General features: G+C 69.9%; 11 protein-coding genes. 3 read left to right on the top strand and 8 right to left on the bottom strand.

What is annotated here, in order from left to right:
* Positions 1–5: 5 nt before the first annotated feature.
* The 8 genes from A5730_RS20440 to A5730_RS20405 form a co-directional block, all read right to left on the bottom strand.
* Complete coding sequence (locus A5730_RS20440) at positions 6–1,709, bottom strand: FAD-dependent oxidoreductase (RefSeq protein ID WP_067904397.1); 1,704 nt, start codon at positions 1,707–1,709, stop codon at positions 6–8.
* Positions 1,706–2,632, bottom strand: coding sequence for an aldo/keto reductase (locus tag A5730_RS20435; RefSeq protein WP_067904541.1), 927 nt, complete (start codon positions 2,630–2,632; stop codon positions 1,706–1,708). The genes A5730_RS20440 and A5730_RS20435 overlap by 4 nt, the downstream gene beginning before the upstream one ends.
* Before the next feature lie 16 nt (positions 2,633–2,648).
* Positions 2,649–3,662 (bottom strand): glycosyltransferase family 4 protein, encoded by a 1,014-nt coding sequence (locus tag A5730_RS20430; RefSeq protein ID WP_067904396.1) that lies wholly within the window; start codon positions 3,660–3,662, stop codon positions 2,649–2,651.
* Positions 3,659–5,137, bottom strand: a complete 1,479-nt coding sequence (locus tag A5730_RS20425) for an O-antigen ligase family protein (RefSeq protein ID WP_067904393.1) — start codon at positions 5,135–5,137, stop codon at positions 3,659–3,661. Before A5730_RS20425 ends, A5730_RS20430 begins: the two co-directional genes overlap by 4 nt.
* Entirely contained in the window at positions 5,134–6,591 is a 1,458-nt protein-coding gene (locus tag A5730_RS20420) for a polysaccharide biosynthesis tyrosine autokinase (protein WP_067904389.1), read from the bottom strand. Before A5730_RS20420 ends, A5730_RS20425 begins: the two co-directional genes overlap by 4 nt.
* A 162-nt stretch (positions 6,592–6,753) precedes the next feature.
* Positions 6,754–8,430 carry a hypothetical protein gene (locus A5730_RS20415; RefSeq protein WP_067904387.1) on the bottom strand — a complete coding sequence of 559 codons (1,677 nt, stop codon included), beginning with the start codon at positions 8,428–8,430 and terminating at the stop codon, positions 6,754–6,756.
* Between the two features lie 10 nt (positions 8,431–8,440).
* Positions 8,441–10,303: a bifunctional diguanylate cyclase/phosphodiesterase gene (locus A5730_RS20410; RefSeq protein ID WP_067904384.1), complete on the bottom strand. Its 1,863-nt coding sequence runs from the start codon at positions 10,301–10,303 to the stop codon at positions 8,441–8,443.
* 244 nt (positions 10,304–10,547) lie between these two features.
* Positions 10,548–12,161 carry a hypothetical protein gene (locus A5730_RS20405; protein WP_067904538.1) on the bottom strand — a complete coding sequence of 538 codons (1,614 nt, stop codon included), beginning with the start codon at positions 12,159–12,161 and terminating at the stop codon, positions 10,548–10,550.
* Positions 12,162–12,452: 291 nt separating this feature from the next.
* On the opposite strand from A5730_RS20405, the gene A5730_RS20400 reads away from it, so the two are divergent.
* Genes A5730_RS20400 through A5730_RS20390 form a run of 3 tightly spaced genes read left to right on the top strand, consistent with a single transcriptional unit; the run spans position 12,453 to position 15,836 of the window.
* On the top strand, positions 12,453–13,634 hold the full coding sequence (locus A5730_RS20400) for an NAD(P)/FAD-dependent oxidoreductase (RefSeq protein WP_067904382.1): 1,182 nt from the start codon (positions 12,453–12,455) through the stop codon (positions 13,632–13,634).
* Positions 13,631–14,542 carry an RNA polymerase sigma-70 factor gene (locus A5730_RS20395; protein WP_067904380.1) on the top strand — a complete coding sequence of 304 codons (912 nt, stop codon included), beginning with the start codon at positions 13,631–13,633 and terminating at the stop codon, positions 14,540–14,542. Before A5730_RS20400 ends, A5730_RS20395 begins: the two co-directional genes overlap by 4 nt.
* Before the next feature lie 40 nt (positions 14,543–14,582).
* Positions 14,583–15,836, top strand: coding sequence for an aminodeoxychorismate synthase component I (locus tag A5730_RS20390; protein WP_067904378.1), 1,254 nt, complete (start codon positions 14,583–14,585; stop codon positions 15,834–15,836).
* The last annotated feature ends 1 nt before the right edge of the window (position 15,837 follow it).

Here is a 15,837-nt window from a genome sequence, read left to right as displayed (position 1 = left end):
GTGGCTCAGGCCGTCCTGGAATCCGAAGGCCGGCAATCGGTTCGGGACTTGGCGAGGCGCTCGGCGAGCCGCACGCCCAGCGCGATGCCCACCAGGGTCGGGTTGGCCTGACTCGACGTGGGCAGCACCGAGGTGCTCGCGACGTACAACCCACGCACGCCGTGGACCTGCAGGTTGGGGTCGACGACGCCGCCCTGAGCGGTGTGCGACATCCGCGTGGTCCCCGCCTGGTGGTAGCCGGCGTGCCCGCCGAGGAACTCGCGGACCGAGCCCTCGACGTCGTCGGTCAGCCACTCCACGCGCCCCGCGCCGTGGCGGCGGAGGTGTTCGTCGATTACGGTGATGGCCGCGCGGACGCTCTCGAAGTCGGCCTCGGAGAAGTGGATGTGGGTACGGAGCCTGCGCATCCCCAGGGCGTCGCGGTCGTCGGTGAGCTCGACCCGGCTCTCCCAATGCGGGAGATGCTCGCCGTGGTAGTGCAGCAGGTACCGATTGTCGGCGCTCTTGACGAAAAAGCCGGGCGCCTTGCGGCCCCTGCGGAGGAACCGGGCATAGGAGAACGTCAGCGCGAACCGGATGGAGCCGAACAGGTCTCGCACGATGTTGCGCAGGTGGGCCAGGATGCGGGGCGGACCGTCGGTTTCGGTGTGCTTGGCGCGGATGGCCTCGGCGAGCAGGAACCGGCCGACCGGGGAGATCAGCGTGAGGTAGACGCCGGACAGGATCCCGCTGCCGTGCCCGGGGTCGCTGATCGGCGGATTCACCAGCCACACAGCGGCGTTCGGCATCCCGGCGGCGCGCTGCAGGCGCGGATCGAGGGTGAAGCGCCGGCGGACATACACCCCGTCGCCGTCCCGCTCGTAGCCGTAGATGACCTGATCGGTGCTGAACTGCACGCGCGCGACCCGGCCCTCGACGTGGGACATGTACCAGCGCCCGAGGTGACCGCCCGCATTCCCCAGCCCGGCCGGATGGTGGCGATCCGACGCCAGCAGCAGGCGGGTCGCCTCCAATCCGCCGGTCGCGATGACGTAGTCGGTGGCGACCACCCGGCCCTGGCGGCCGTCGAGCGCCTTGATCACCAAATGGTCGACGGCGTCGCCGGCCGGCGTCGTCACGATCTCGGTGCAGGTGAGGCCGGTCCACACGGTGAGGGTCGGGGCGTCGCGCAGCGCGGTCCGGTACTCGCTCCCGAAACGCGTTGGCAGCGCCCAGCGCTCGAGATCGGTGGTGCGCACGTCGCCGTCGGGGAGCCCGGCGACCATGTCGCGGTGCGCGAGCTCGGGGATGTCGCGCGCGTTGAATTCCGCCCGCCCGCACGCCGCCCAGTCGCAGGCACGCTCCTGGTACGGTTCGACGTCCTCGAAGCGGATCGGCCAGGGCGCCTGCGCGGTGAGCGGGCGGTCCTCGAAATCGATGGGGTCGAACTTGACGCAGCGGCCGCCCCAGAGCGCCGTCGTCCCGCCCAGCTGTCGGCGGATCATCAGCTCGCTGCGCGCATGCAGGTCGTCGTCCTGCCCCGAGCCCAGCGCTGACAACTCCTGTGCCGCTTTGTCATTGCGCTCCAGGCCGCTTTCGATCAGCGCCACCTGGACGCCGGATCGCGCGAGTTCCAGCGCCGTCGCGATGCCGATCCCGCCGGCCCCGACGACCACCACGTCGGTCTGGATCGTCGTGTCGGGGGCGAACTCCCGCGGGCCCCGGATCACGCGGCGGCACCCCCGCGCAGCTGCGCCGCAAGCGCGAGGAAGCGCGCCACCGTTTCGGCGTCCGGCGGCGCCGCGACGGCCCGGGCCGCCTCGGCGACGCGTCGCGGATCGGTCGTGCTGTAAAGGATTGCGCGGCAACCCGTTGCGGTCGCCGACGACCCGAGGATCAGCTTGGGCAAAGCCCCGGGGGCGAGCGGATCCAGTTGAAGGGCCTCGCGCCACCGTCCCGCCAGATCCGCGTCCGACCGCAACGCTTCGACGAGCGTCGCGTACGACCGCTGCAGCACGCCGAACGCAAGATCCGCCGGCCGCGGCGGCGGATGGAGCAAATCGGCGCGCACCTGGCTCACGCCCCCCGGCGTGAATGCCTCGGCGAAATCCACCTCGAGCCCCTCGTCCTGCGAGACGCCCCAGCCGCGAATCTTGCCCTGCCCACGGGCCCTTTCGAAGAATTGGCGAAGTTCGTCGCCGGCGACGGCGTCGCCCGGGCGGGGGCCGTGCACGAACAGGATGTCGACGTGATCGACACCGAGGGCGGCGAGGCTCTCGTCGAGGCTGCGGGCGGCGATTCCCGCGTCGTAGGTCCGGGCGCTCTCGGGTGTCGCCTGCCGGCGCTTGACCGCGCGCCGCAGGGCCGGCGCCTTGCGCAGCAGCGCCCGCGCCGGGGCCTGGAACCGGCCGAGCCGCCGCGCCATGCCGCCGACATCGATGCCGAATTTCGTTGCCACGGTTACCGAATCGCGCGGGACGGTGCGCAGGAACGCCCCCAGCTCCGCCTCCGCCATGCCCAGGCCATACATCCGTGCGGTGTCGAAGTGCGTCATACCGTTGTCCACGGCCGCGCCCAAGACGGCCATCCGTTCGCGACGGGACGGCGACTGCATCAGGCCGCCGCATCCGAAGCCGACCGCGCTCACCCTCAGCCGCGGCCCCTCGAGCTCAACCTGCCCCAACACCGCAACCCTCATAGATCCGGCGAAGCTGCGCGTCGATGATTTCGGGGCTCCGGGTGGCCGCAATGTGTTCCTGACCCCGCCGGCCGTCCCGCTCGGCCAGTTCCGGGTCGCGCAGGTACCGGCCGATCGCCGCGGCCAGGGCGGGCGCGTCACCGACGGGGACGAGCATGCCCGGGTCGGAGGCGATTTCGGCGGTGCCGCCTACCGGGGTCGCCACGAAGGGTCGCGCGCCGGCCAGGGCCTCGGTCAGGATCATCGGCATTCCCTCGGCGAACGACGGGAGCGTCACCACCCGCACCGACCGGAGCAGATCGCGGACGTGGTCCGGATGCACCCGGGGCTCCACCGACAGCCGCTCGGTGGGCGGCGGCATGTAGTCGTCGACGAGACCCACGATGCGGCAACGCCCTTCGATGCCGTCGGCCAACAGCAGCCGCCACGCCGCGACCAGCGTGTCGACACCCTTGCGGCGGCCGATGGTGCCCGCGAAAAGCACGACCGGCGGGGTCGACCCGGCCCCGGGTGCGTCCCAATCGATGACGATCGGGTTGGCCACGACCGACACCTTCACCGTGGGCGCAACCCAGTTCACGGCCGCGCGCGCCTCCTCCGACAAGACGATGACATGGTCCGCCTTGCTCAGCGTGCCGCCCACGAAGCGGGGGCGCGACCGGGAGAACTGGGGGAAGTCGGAGCCGTGGATGGTGACGATGACCCGGAATCCCCGGGCTCTCGCGAGTCGAATCAGCGGCCCCTCCCGCAGCCAGGCGCCCCCGTTCGACATGTGGAAGTGCACGATGCTGGCGCGCGGTGACCGCGCGAGCGCCGCGCCCGCGCGGGCAGTGAGCACCAGGTTCCTGGCGTGATGGCGCCCGTTCCAGGTCGACAGCACGCGGATCTCATCGGCGCCGATGCCGTTGTCGCGGATGACCCGGATCACCGACTGCGTCCCGCCGAAGCTGTACATGTCGGGACCGACGTGCGTGACGGCGATCATTGCCGGCCGGCGCCGGCCAGCGCCGGCGCGCCGTCGGTGCGGGCGCCTTCCGCTTCTGAGTTCCTGCGCCACAGCCCGGCGAATCCCGTGGCCGTGCCGAGCGCCAGCCCCAATGCCAGTGCGTCCATGGGCATTTCGGGCAGTGGCCAGACGGCGGATATCGCCAGCAGACCGGCGCACACCGCCGCGCTGATCTTGGCCGGCACGGTTGCGCAGCGCACCGCCCTGACCACCGGCGTCAACGCGAACCACGCGAACGCCGCCATGCCCACGGCCCCGGCCTTGGCCAGCCACCATTGGTAGAAGAGGTGCGAGTAGGTGGGACCCAGGGTCCAGGCGAAGGCCTTCGGATCGTTCCCGGAGGGCAGCTGATAGGCGTAACCCAGGCCATGGCCGAACACCGGGGCCTGCGCGATCGCGGCGTTGAGGCGGGCGACTTCGCGCAACCGGTCCAGCGTCGATTCGTCGGTGGCGAGCGCACTGGCCGAAACACCGCCCAGCACCCGCTGATTGAAGGCCGTGAACTGATCGCTGAGCCAGGACCCCGCCTCCGAATGCTGAAGCAAGAACAGCGATCCCGGCACGGTCAGCGCGAACACGCCCGCGCTGACGACGGCGACCATGGCCGAGCGGCGCAGGGCCGGCCAGCCGAAGGTGGTGAGGAAGGCGACGGCCGCGCCCACCGCGACGGCGATCAGCGTGTTCCGGGAAAAGGCCAGCAGCGAAATGATCAACGCGGGCGGTCCGAAGGCGAAATACGTTGCGGGCCTGACCCGGCCGATGATCGACGCGGCGACCAGGGCGGTCAGCGCGGCGGTGGCCGGGGTCTGGGTGGACAGGACGATCCGCAGAGCCTGACCCGCGCCGGTCGCCCCCTCCAGGCTCTCCGCCCGCCCCGCCAGCCGGATCGCATGCAACGAGCTGATGATCGCCATGCCGGCCGAAAACCACAGCGTCACGACCATCACCCGGATGCAGAATTTGAGGTATCCGCCGTACACGATCAACAGCGCCAGCACGAATCCGACGACCATTTCGATCAGGGTCGTCGACTCGTGCAGCACCATGGTCGGATCGTGTCCCATCTGGAACCCGACGACGGTGAAGTACACGACGGTCAACGCGAACATCGCGGGCAGCAGGAATTCCTTGGCCCGCGGTTTCACGATCGGCAGCAGGTAGCAGATCGCCAGCACCGCGGCCACCTGGTACGCGTAAATCGCCAGCGGGCCAATGACTTTGCCGATGTGCAAGCCCTCCGGCAGCGCGGCGAAGGCCAAGAACAGCGTCACCCCCGCCAGCCCTTCGCGCTTCACCCAGTAGACCACCAGGCAGAAGGTCGCGGCGATCAGCAACGCCCCCTCGGTGGTCCGGCGCACGGAGAGCACACCAAAGATGAAGCAGCCGAACAGGAATACCGTCAGCAGGACGCCGTCAACTGCCAGGCGGGGGCGACCGGGCAGGTAGGGAATCACGCTGGCCCGCTGACCTTCGTCCGGTAGGTCTTGGTCGCGGCCCGGATGTGCAGGGACGGCCTGGCGTCGGTCAACACGGTGCCGACCACGTGCGCGCCGGCCGAGCGCAGGGCGGTGAGGGCGTCATTGAGCTCGTCGACGGTGGTCCGGCGCGCCCGCACCACCAACACGGTGGCCGACACCGCACCGGCCAGCAGGCCGCTGTCGGCGGTCGCCAGCACCGGGGGGCCGTCGACCACGATGCGGTCGAAGCGTGACGACAGGTCCAGCAGCACCCTGTCGATGACTTCCGGCAGAAACGCGCTGGACGGCGGGGTCTCGCGGCGCGCGGATCGTGAGGCGAGGATGAACAGCTTGGCGATCGGCGTGGGTTTCACCGCTTCACCCGCGATTTCGGGATTGGCCAGGGCGTTGGCCAGGCCCTCCCCCGACTCGACGCGCAGCAATCCGGCGATCACGTGCCGGCGCGTGTCGCCCTCGACGAGCAACACGTCTTCGCCGATCTCGGCCAGCGCCAGCGACAGGTTGAGCGCCGTGGTGGTGGTCCCCTCCCCGCCGAACGGCGCCGCCACCAACACGCGGCGGGCGTCGGACCCCATCGCCCTGAGCAGCCGGGCGCGCAGGCCCCGCACGGCGTCGTCCAGGGCGGAGTCGACGCCGAACCGCGGGGTGTTGCCGCGCCGGCCGGGCAGCTCGGCCAAAGTCGGCAGGCCCGAAAGTTGTTCGAGCTTCTCCCGCGAGCGCACCGTGCGATCGTTGGCCTCGCGGGCCACCGCCACCGCGATGGCCAGAAGTATCCCGGCGACGAATCCCATCGCCATGTTGCGCACCGGCACCGGCGTGACGGGATGATCGGGCACCCGCGGCGCCTCCACCACCCTTGCCCGGGCCACCGGCAGCGGCTTGGCCGCGGGTTGGCCGGGCGTTTCCGACGGTTGGGGCGCGGGCGGATTCGGCTCACCGTTGTCGGGCCGCACCCCGGGGGTCACCGGCGCGGGACGACTGTTGGGGCCCGTGGTCGCGCCGAGCGTGGGCACCAGCGCGGCGAACTGATCGGCCATCGCTCCGGCCAGCGCCGCGGACCGGTTCGGGTCGGTGTCCTTCACGGTGATCGTGAAAAGCATGGATTTCGCGGTGTATTTCACCTGGGTCTGGGTCACCAGGGCGTCGGGGCTGATCGGGACCTGAAGCTGGTTGACCGCGCGTTCGGCGACCGTCCGTCCGCCGGCGATCTGCGCGTAGGACGACAACCGCTCCTGCGCGGTCAGCGTGCCGTTGTACAGCTCGGTGAGGTCGGTGGCACCGGGGAACGAAATGAGAATGGTGGCCGTCGACTGATAGTGCTTGGTCTGCAACGCCGTGACGGCCGCGGCACCGATCGTGCATGCCAGCAGGGCACCGAGGGCGAGTTTCCAATGCGTGAGCAGCGTCCGGACAAAGGTGCGGAAATCCATCCACTAACCTTTCTGGGCCGACGCCACCCGGCGTCGAATTCGATTTGCTTTGCGCCAGCCGCGCAAAGCCCAGTGCACATTATGCAGCAATGGCCATGCAGCATCGTCCTAATCGCAATGCCTTGTGGTCCGCGCGGTCGACGCATTTGCTGGCGGCCAGCATCATTGGGGCGGGGCGGATGTCAGCGCATCGCGCGGCAAGTCGAGCGTCGCCAGCGGATACCCGCCGGTTTCGTCGCGTCCGTAGCGCGCCAGCCGCATTGGCGGATAGTTCACCACGTGCGACGCGTCGGGCTTGTGCTGTTGCCAATCCACGGAAGCGCGCAGCGTGTAATGCCCCGGCGCCAACCCCGCCAGGTCGACGGTCACCGATTCGGTGAACGACGCCGGGGCCGGCTGATTTCCGGCGTTGTCGCCGGAGCCCACCAGCTTCTTCAAGGCCACTCCCGTCGGCAGCGTGCGGACCACCGCCCCGGAGAAATCCACCAGCCGGTAGCTGGGCACCCAATTCTCGATCGCCCCCGCCGAGCCGTAATTGGTCCACACCACCGATATGCTCGCCACCCCGTCGCGGACCGATTGCGATCCCTGCCGAGCCTCCACGGAGTATCGATAGCCCGCCGCGACGTTGGCCTGCGCCCACAGCAGGTACAACGCCGGGTCCATCGGGGTGGTCGAATCCACGGCCGGGAAGTTGAAACTCGAGGTCATCGACACGTGATACTTGACGACGTCGCGCAGGCCCTTCTCGTAGTAGGACCGCGGGCTGGTTCCCTCGGGCAGCTGGCACCACTCGGTGATCACCAACGCCGAGGCCAGCCGGTCCTTCAGCTGGGTGACGAGCGGATCCTTCGTGTGCACGTAGTAGGAGCCGTCGGAGTCGGCCCAGACCGGCAACGGCGCATAGACGCCCAGGCAGTCCGAGCGGATGCCCACCGGCGCGGAGACCCGCTTGGTGACGTCGTCGGCGAGCAACTGGCGAACGATCTCCGGGTTCAGCGCGGTGGTCACCAACTGCGTGTGCGGGAAGGCATTCACGTTCGCCGTGACGAGCTGGGCGATAGCCGCCTTGGTGATGCTCTGGTCACGAAACTGGCTGTAGTAACCCAGCTTTGCGATGCTCTCTTCGGGTAAGGGGCCGGGCGCGCCCAGCGTGTCGCGCAGGTAGGCGATGTGGTTCTCGCTGAAGTCCCCGTAGCCGGAGAACTCGAAGACGCTGAGCCGCTCGTCGCGGTCGTAGCGGCGGCCGAGCGCGGCGAGCAGCTGACCGAAGGCGTTGAGGTAGGCCGAATCGTTCCAGTTCGGCACCACCTGGGCCACCCCGGGCGTCCACCAGTATCGTTGCGGCCCCGTATAGCTGGTGGACGCGGGACGCATCCAGTCCGGAATCGCGATGTTCGTGTTGTTCGGGTAAGTGGTGTCGCAACAGGAGCTGTAGGCGAACACGCGAAGGGTGAGCCGCATGTTCCGGCTCGCCACCTTGGCCAGCGCGTCGTCGATCACGCTGAAGTCGAACTTCTTCTCGTCGGGGGCGTCGGCGGGCAGCGTGCCCGGGTCGACGGGCTGCAGCTGCCGCCACGAAACGCGCAAGCTGGCGTCGTAGGAGGCCGGCCAGGCCGGATACCGCTGCTGAGCGGAATTGGCTTGCGGGAAAAGCGGCATCAATAGGTCTTCGTACTGACCGCGCAGGGGATTCGAGATCTCCTGCACGTTCAGCGGGATGGCCGGACTGATCACCGCCGACAACGGATCGGGGTCGCTGTGGCCTCCGCATCCGCTCAGCACCAAGGCCGCGCACGCGACAATCGCCGCCGCGCGTCTTCTGAGTGTTCGGGCCATCGCTGCGATGCTAGATGGTGCCCGTCGGCAACGCCTTGCGGTCGGCCAAAAACGGCAGCGACAGCCAGCGCGCGGCCAGTAGGGCCTCCATCGCATCGCCGGGGACGGGCCGTGACAACAGGAAGCCCTGCGCCCGGCGGCACCCGTGTTGCACCAAAGTCGTTGCCGCGACCGGTGTTTCAACTCCCTCGGCGACCACGTCCAGACCGAACGCCTCGGCCAGCCCGATGATGGCGCGCACGATCGCCAGATCACCGGCGTTGTTGCCCAGGTCGCGCACGAACCCGGTGTCGATCTTGAGCATGTCGACCGGCAGGGACTTCAGGTGCGACAACACCGCATAGCCGGTGCCGAAGTCGTCGATGGCCAGCTGGACCCCGATCTCCTTGAGCTCCGCCAACGTCTTTCGCGTGGTGTCGATGTCGTGCACCACGGCGCGTTCGGTGATCTCCAGGCACACCGAGCCGGGTTCGAGGCCGAACTCGTCGATCGTGTCGGCGACGTCGCGTACGAACCCGGCGGTGATGAGCTGGATGGGCGACACATTGATCCGCATGACGGTTCCCCGGCCGACGCCGTTGGCCTGCCAGCGACTGAAGTCGGCGCACGCGGTGCGCATCACCCAGCGGCCCAACTCCCCGGCCAGGTTGGTCGATTCCGCGATCCCGATGAACGAGTCCGGCAACAGCAGCCCCCAGATCGGGTGCCGCCAACGCACCAGCGCTTCGGCCCCCACGACGGCGCCCGTCGACAGGTCGACCTCCGGAAGGTAGTGCAGCAGCAGCGCTTCGCTGCCGATGTCGCCTTGCAGATGCAGCTCGATGTCGTTGCGGAACGCGCGTTTGAGGGACATGTCATCGGTGGACATCGCGATCTGGTTGCCGCCCGCGCGTTTGGCCGTCAGCACCGCCTCGTCGGCGCGGCGGAGCAGGTCGGTGCAGTTGTCGCGGCCCGGGGTGCCCACCGCCAGCCCGATGCTGACCGTGCGGCTGATCACGTGACCGCCGATGGCCAGGCGCTCGCACAGCATGGTCGACAGGCGCTGGGCGAACGATTCCGCGTCCTCCGGCGACATCGGCTCGTCGGGGACCACGACGAACTCGTCGCCGCCCAACCGGGCGATGGTGGCGTTCGGCGCGCAGATCCGGATGCGCTGCGCGAAGACTCGAATGAACCAGTCGCCGGCGGTGTGGCCGAGGTAGTCGTTGATCGGCTTGAGCCGGTCGAGGTCGAGGTACAGGACCGCGACGGGACCGGGGCGTCCCGTCAGGAGCCGCTCGGACAGGTGCGCGACCAGGGCGCGGCGGTTATAGAGGCCGGTCAGGTCGTCGTGCTCGGCGAGATAGCGAAGCTTCTCCTCGGCCGCGATGCGCGCCTGCAGCTGCGCGAACAACGCGGCGACGGCCTCGAGCGTGTTGATCTCCTCTTGCAGCCACTTGCGGGCGCCGAACTTGACGAAGCCGAGCAAGCCGGTGGTCGTCTCACCCGACACCAGCGGCGCGGCGGCCACCGAGGGCGAGGCCTCCACTTTCTCGCCGCCCAGCCGGCGCCGGAAATACCGTTTGGACTGCGCCGGCCGGACCACCACCGGTTTGCGCGCCTCCCGGCACTGCGCCAGGACCGACTCGGCGATGTCCAGCTGGGCGAACGCCGTCGGATCCGGTTCCCCGGCGTCCGTTCGCGGCGGCCACTCGGCGACCAGCGCCGAGGTCCCGGTGTGCGGGTCGAGGTGACGCAGGAAGCTGGCGTCCACATCGAACTGCTCGACGAGCTGCTCGAGTACCTTGGCGCTCACCTGGGCGGCCGTGGTCGCCGTTGCCTCCATCAGCTGTGTGGCAACGGAGGTGACGACTAGGTCCAGGCTGCGCGGCACGGTCTCCTCCGGTAAGGGCAAACATCCAGGAGCGGTCGCGATGGCGAATTCCCGTCAACTGCGCGTCGATGCGCATCGGCGGGCCCTTTGGGTTCGCTTGGCTGTCTGTCAGGCGTATTCGGACCGGGCGGGCCACGATCGGTTTTGGTCAGCAGAACCTATCACGCACGACCCGCCCCAACTGGGCTAACGAAGATCTTCCGGCCCGGTCCGGTCGACGCTGGTGGACGCCACGAAAGGCCGGTCAGGCCGACGCCGCGTCGTTAGCTATGTCAAGCGTCGCGATCGGGTACAGACCGGATCCGTCGCGCCCGTCGCGGGCCAGCGCCATCGGCGCGTAGTTCACCACGTGCGCGGCGCCCGGCTTGTGCTGCTGCCATTCCACCGACGCGCGCAGCGTGTAGTGACCGGGCGCGAGCCCCGTCACGTCGACGCGCACCGACTCGGCCGTCGACTCCGGCACCGCCTCCTCGCGGGACTGGCTGGAGTCGTCGTGCACCAGCGTCTTGAGATTGACCGCCGCCGGGATGGTGCGGACCACGGCGCCGGAGAAGTCGACCAGCTTGTAACCGGGCGCCCACCGCTCGGTGGCCGCCGCGGAGCCGTAGTTGGTCCAGACCACGGAGATGGACGCGACCTTGCCCTGGATCGACTGCGACCCCGGCTTCGCCTCCACCGAGTAGCGGTAGCCGGCGGAGGTGTTCGCCTTTGCCCAGAGCAGGTACAGCTTGGGGTCCATCGCCGACGTCGCGTCCCGGTCCGGGAAGTTGGCGCTCGACGTCATCGAGACGTGGTACTTGACGACGTCGTGCAGGGCCTTCTCGTAGTAGGACCGCGGGTCGGTTCCGTTGGGCAACCGGCACCACTGGCTGATCACCAGCGCGGAGGTGAGCCGCTGCTTGATCGCGGCGACGGCCGCGTCGTTGAACCGCACGTAGTGCGAGTCGCTGGACTCGGCCCATTCCGGCAGGGGCGACTGCACGCCAAGGCAATCCGCGCGGATGCCGACCGGCGCGGACAGTTTTTTCGTCACGTCGTCGGCGAACAATTCGCTGGTGATTTCCGGATTCTCGGCGGCGACCACCAGTTGGGTGTGGCCGAACGCGTCGACGTTGGCCGCGACCAGCTGCCCGATGGCCGCCTTGGTGATGCTCTGATCGCGAAACTGGCTGTAATAGCCCAACTTCGGCAGGCTGTCGTCCGGGCCGGGCCCCGGCGCGCCGAGCGCGTCGCGCAGGTAGGCGAGGCTGGTCTTGCCGAAATCGCCGTATCCGGAGAACTCGAACACGCTCAGGCGCTCATCGCCGTCGTAGCGCCGGCCGAGCGCGGCCAGCAACTGCCCGAAGTTGTTCAGGTAGTCGGGGTCGTTCCAGTTCGGCACGACCTGCGTGACACCCGGGGCCGGACTGTTGGGCGGCGAGGGATAGCTGGTGGCCGCCGGGCGGAGCCAGTCCGGAATCGCGATATTGGTGTTGCCCGGATAGGAATCGTTGCAACAGGATTTGTACGCGTACACGCCGAGGGTCAGCCGCATGTTGCGGCTGCCGACCTTCGCCAGCGCGTCGTCGATCGCGCTGAAGTCGAACTTGCGGTCATCGGGGGCGTCGGGGGGCAGCGTGCGCGGGTCGACGGGCTGCAACTGTCGCCACGACACCCGCAGGCTCGCGTCGTACGAAGCCGGCCACGCGGCGTACCGCTGCTGAGCGGAATTGCCTTGCGGGAAAAGCGGATTCAAGCCTTCTTCGTACTGGCCGCGCAACGGGTTGGGAATCTCTTGAGCGCTCGGCGGGATGGCCGGACTGACCATCGCGGACAGCGGCCCGGGATCGCTCTTGTCGCCGCATCCGCTCAGCACCATGGCCGTGCACACGGCAGCGACCAGCGCGCTCTTCCTCGTCTTCACGGTTGCTTCTCCCAACACACACCGATGGACCTCGAAATGGCCCCCTACTACCTGGGTTATCTGGTGCGTGTATCCGACGCGGGGCAGGTCACGAATTGGCGTAGCGCAGCGTAACACGCACCGCCCGGCCGGCCCCGCCCCGCGAAGCGGCGTCAGTGAGACGGGTCACAATGTGGGCGACCCTGTCACGCTCGAGGAGCCCGCGGTGTCTCAAGGGCATCAGGCCCGTGAGAACAGGAGACAGCAATGACCGAGGTGGCCGCACAGAAAACTCATGTCGTCGTGGTCGGAGGCGGATACGCCGGAACCCTGGCGGCGAATCACCTACGGCAGCGTCCGGACGTCGACGTCACCCTGGTGAACCCCCGCCCCGTCTTCGTGGAGCGAATCCGCTTGCACCAGTTGGTCGCCGACACCGGCGCCGCGACCGCGGACTACGCGACGCTGCTGGCCGACGGTATCGAGCTGGTCGTCGACACCGTCGACCGCATCGACGCCGCCGCGCGGCGGGTCCTGCTGGGCTCGGGCGCCGAACTCGACTACGACTACCTGATCTACGCCGTCGGCAGCACGGGGGCGGCGCCGTCGACCGTGCCCGGGTTGGTGGACTTCGCCCATTCGGTGGCCGACCTGGAGAGCGCGCAGCGACTGCGTTACGCGCTGACCGACCTGCCGCTGTCCGCGCCCGTCACCGTAGTCGGCGGCGGCCTGACCGGCATCGAGACGGCGGCGGAGCTGGCCGAACAGGGCCGGCGGGTGACCCTGGTCTGCGGCGGCACGCTCGGCCCGTCGCTGAGCAAGCGGGGGCGTCGTACGGTGGCCAAGCGGCTGCGCGGTTTCGGTGTCAACGTGCTGGAATTCGTGGCGGTGGCCGAGGTGCGCTGGAACGAGGTGGTGTGCAGTGACGGCGCCGCGCGGCCCAGCGCGGCGACCATCTGGACGGCCGGGTTCACGGTGCCCGACCTGGCGGCACGCAGCGGCCTGAGCACCGACGCGCTGGGCCGGCTGCTCACCGACGAGACGCTGACCAGCATCGACGACCCGTACGTCGTCGCGGCCGGCGACGCGGTCGCGCCCTCGGGGCAACCGTTGCGGATGAGCTGCCAGGCGGCCGGGCCGCTGGGCGCGCAGGCCGCCAACACCGTGCTCAGCCGCATCGCCGGGGAGGCGCCCGCGCCGCTGAGCCAGGCGTTCGTCGGCCAGTGCATCAGCCTGGGCCGCTCCTTCGGCACGGTGCAGTTGGCGCGCACCGACGACACCCCGGTGAACGTGGTGGTGGGCGGCCGGACGGCCGCGTCCATCAAGGAGGCCGTGTGCAAGGGCACGCTGTGGGCGATTCGGCGCGAGGTCGCCAAGCCCGGCTCGTATCTCTGGATCAAGGGCGGCAAGAGGCCCGCGCAGGCGCCGGCGGAGACCGCCCTCCGATGACGCACGCGCAGGACGGCAGCGAGCACGCGGCACGGTTCACCGTGCTGCGGCCGCTGCTGTTCACCATCGCCTACGAGATGCTGGGCTCGGCGACCGAGGCCGACGATGTGCTGCAGGACAGCTATCTGCGGTGGGCCGCGGTCGACCTGTCGACGGTGCGCGACACCAAGTCCTACCTGGCCCAGCTGGTCACCCGCCAGGCGCTCAACGCGCTACGCGCCGACGCGCGCCGACGCGAGGAGTACGTGGGCCCGTGGCTGCCGGAGCCGCTGCTCCTCGACGAGCAGGACCCCTCCGCGGATGTCGTTCTGGCGGAATCGATTTCGATGGCGATGCTGGTCCTGCTGGAAACGCTGAGCCCCGACGAGCGCGCGGTGTTCGTGCTGCGCGAGGTGTTCGGCTTCGACTATGCCGAGATCGCCGAGGCGGTGGGCAGGCCGGCGCCGACGGTGCGGCAGGTGGCCCACCGGGCGCGTGAACACGTGCGGGCGCGGCGGAAGAGGTTCGACGCGACCGACCCGCAACGCAACGCGCAGATCACCGCCCAATTCCTGCAGACGGCCGCCAGCGGTGACGTGGAGACGCTGATGACACTGCTCGCCCCCGAGGCCACGTGGACGGCGGACAGCGGCGGCAAGGTCAGCGCGGCCCGTCGGCCGGTGGTGGGCGCCGAGCGGGTGGCCCGGGCCATCGTCGGCCTGATCCGCAAGGCGACGGCGATCGAGGGCTTCCGCGTCGACATGGTCACCTGCAACAGCGCCCCGGCCGTGCTGCTCTACCTCGGCGACCAGCTCGAAGGGGTGATCACGCTGGAGATCGCGAACGACAAGATCACCAACTTCTACGTGACCCGCAACCCGGACAAGCTGACGGCCCTGGCGACGGCCCGCGACGTCAGCCGCGGGTAGGCCGGGGTGCGAAAGGCCGCACTTCTGTCAAGCTAGGTCGGTGCGTATCGACCGGCTCGGCGACCTTGGCGCCGCACCCCAGGTGCTGCGCGCCGTCGGCGCCGCCACGGCCCGGCTCGGCCTGCCGCCGCCGGCCGCGCTGACCGGCGACTGGTTCGGCGCGCTCGCGGTGATCGCCCCGAGCGTGTCCGCGCAGCCGGTCGAGCTCGACGCGGCCTTCGCGGTCCGGCTGGGCGCCCCGCCGGCCGACTCCCCCGCGGCGGGCGGCGGCTGGATCGGCTACCTCTCCTATCCCGATCCCGGCGCCGGCGGCGGGCCGAACCGGATTCCCGAAGCCGCGGGCGGCTGGACCGATTGCGTCCTGCGCCGCGACCGGGACGGCCAGTGGTGGTACGAGAGCCTGTCGGGCGCGGCGATGCCGGACTGGCTGGCCGCCGCGCTGGCGACGGCGCCGCCACCGGCGCGCGAGTGCCGGATCGACTTCCGCGTCGGCGACCGGGTGGCCCACCGCGACGGCGTGCAGAACTGCCTGGAGGCCATCCGCGCCGGCGAGGTCTACCAGGCCTGCGTGTGCACCCAATTCACCGGGACGGTCGACGGCGCCCCGCTGGACTTCTTCGCCGAGGGCATCGCGCGCACCTCCCCGGCTCGGGCGGCCTACGTCGCCGGGCCATGGGGCGCGGTGGCGTCGCTGTCCCCGGAGCTCTTCCTGCGGCGCCGCGGCACGCTCGTGACGTCCAGCCCGATCAAGGGCACCCTGCCCCTGGACGCCTGGCCGTCGGCGCTGCGGGCGTCGGCGAAAGAGGTGGCCGAGAACATCATGATCGTGGACCTGGTGCGCAACGACCTCGGCCGGGTGGCGACCGTCGGCACCGTCACCGTGCCCGAATTGTTGGTGGTGCGCCGCGCCCCCGGGGTGTGGCACCTGGTTTCGACGGTGTCGGCGCGGGTCCCCGTCGACCTGCCGACCTCGGACTTGCTGGACGCCGCGTTCCCGCCCGCGTCGGTCACCGGGACGCCCAAACACCGCGCGCGCCAACTGCTCTCGCAGTGGGAACCGCATCGTCGCGGAATATACTGTGGGACGGTCGGTTTGGCCTCCCCCGTGGCGGGCTGCGAACTGAACGTCGCCATCCGCACCGTCGAGTTCGACGCCGCCGGCGGGGCCGTGCTGGGCGTCGGCGGGGGAATTACCGCCGATTCCGATCCCGACGCCGAATGGGCCGAATGCCTGCACAAGGCGTCGCCGATCGTCGGGCAGCCCCGCATCGCCGCCGCGTTCTCGGCCGGCTGAT

Source organism: Mycobacterium sp. ACS4054, from assembly GCF_001667275.1.
Lineage (GTDB): Bacteria > Actinomycetota > Actinomycetes > Mycobacteriales > Mycobacteriaceae > Mycobacterium.
This window is presented reverse-complemented; position numbering and strand designations above follow the sequence as displayed.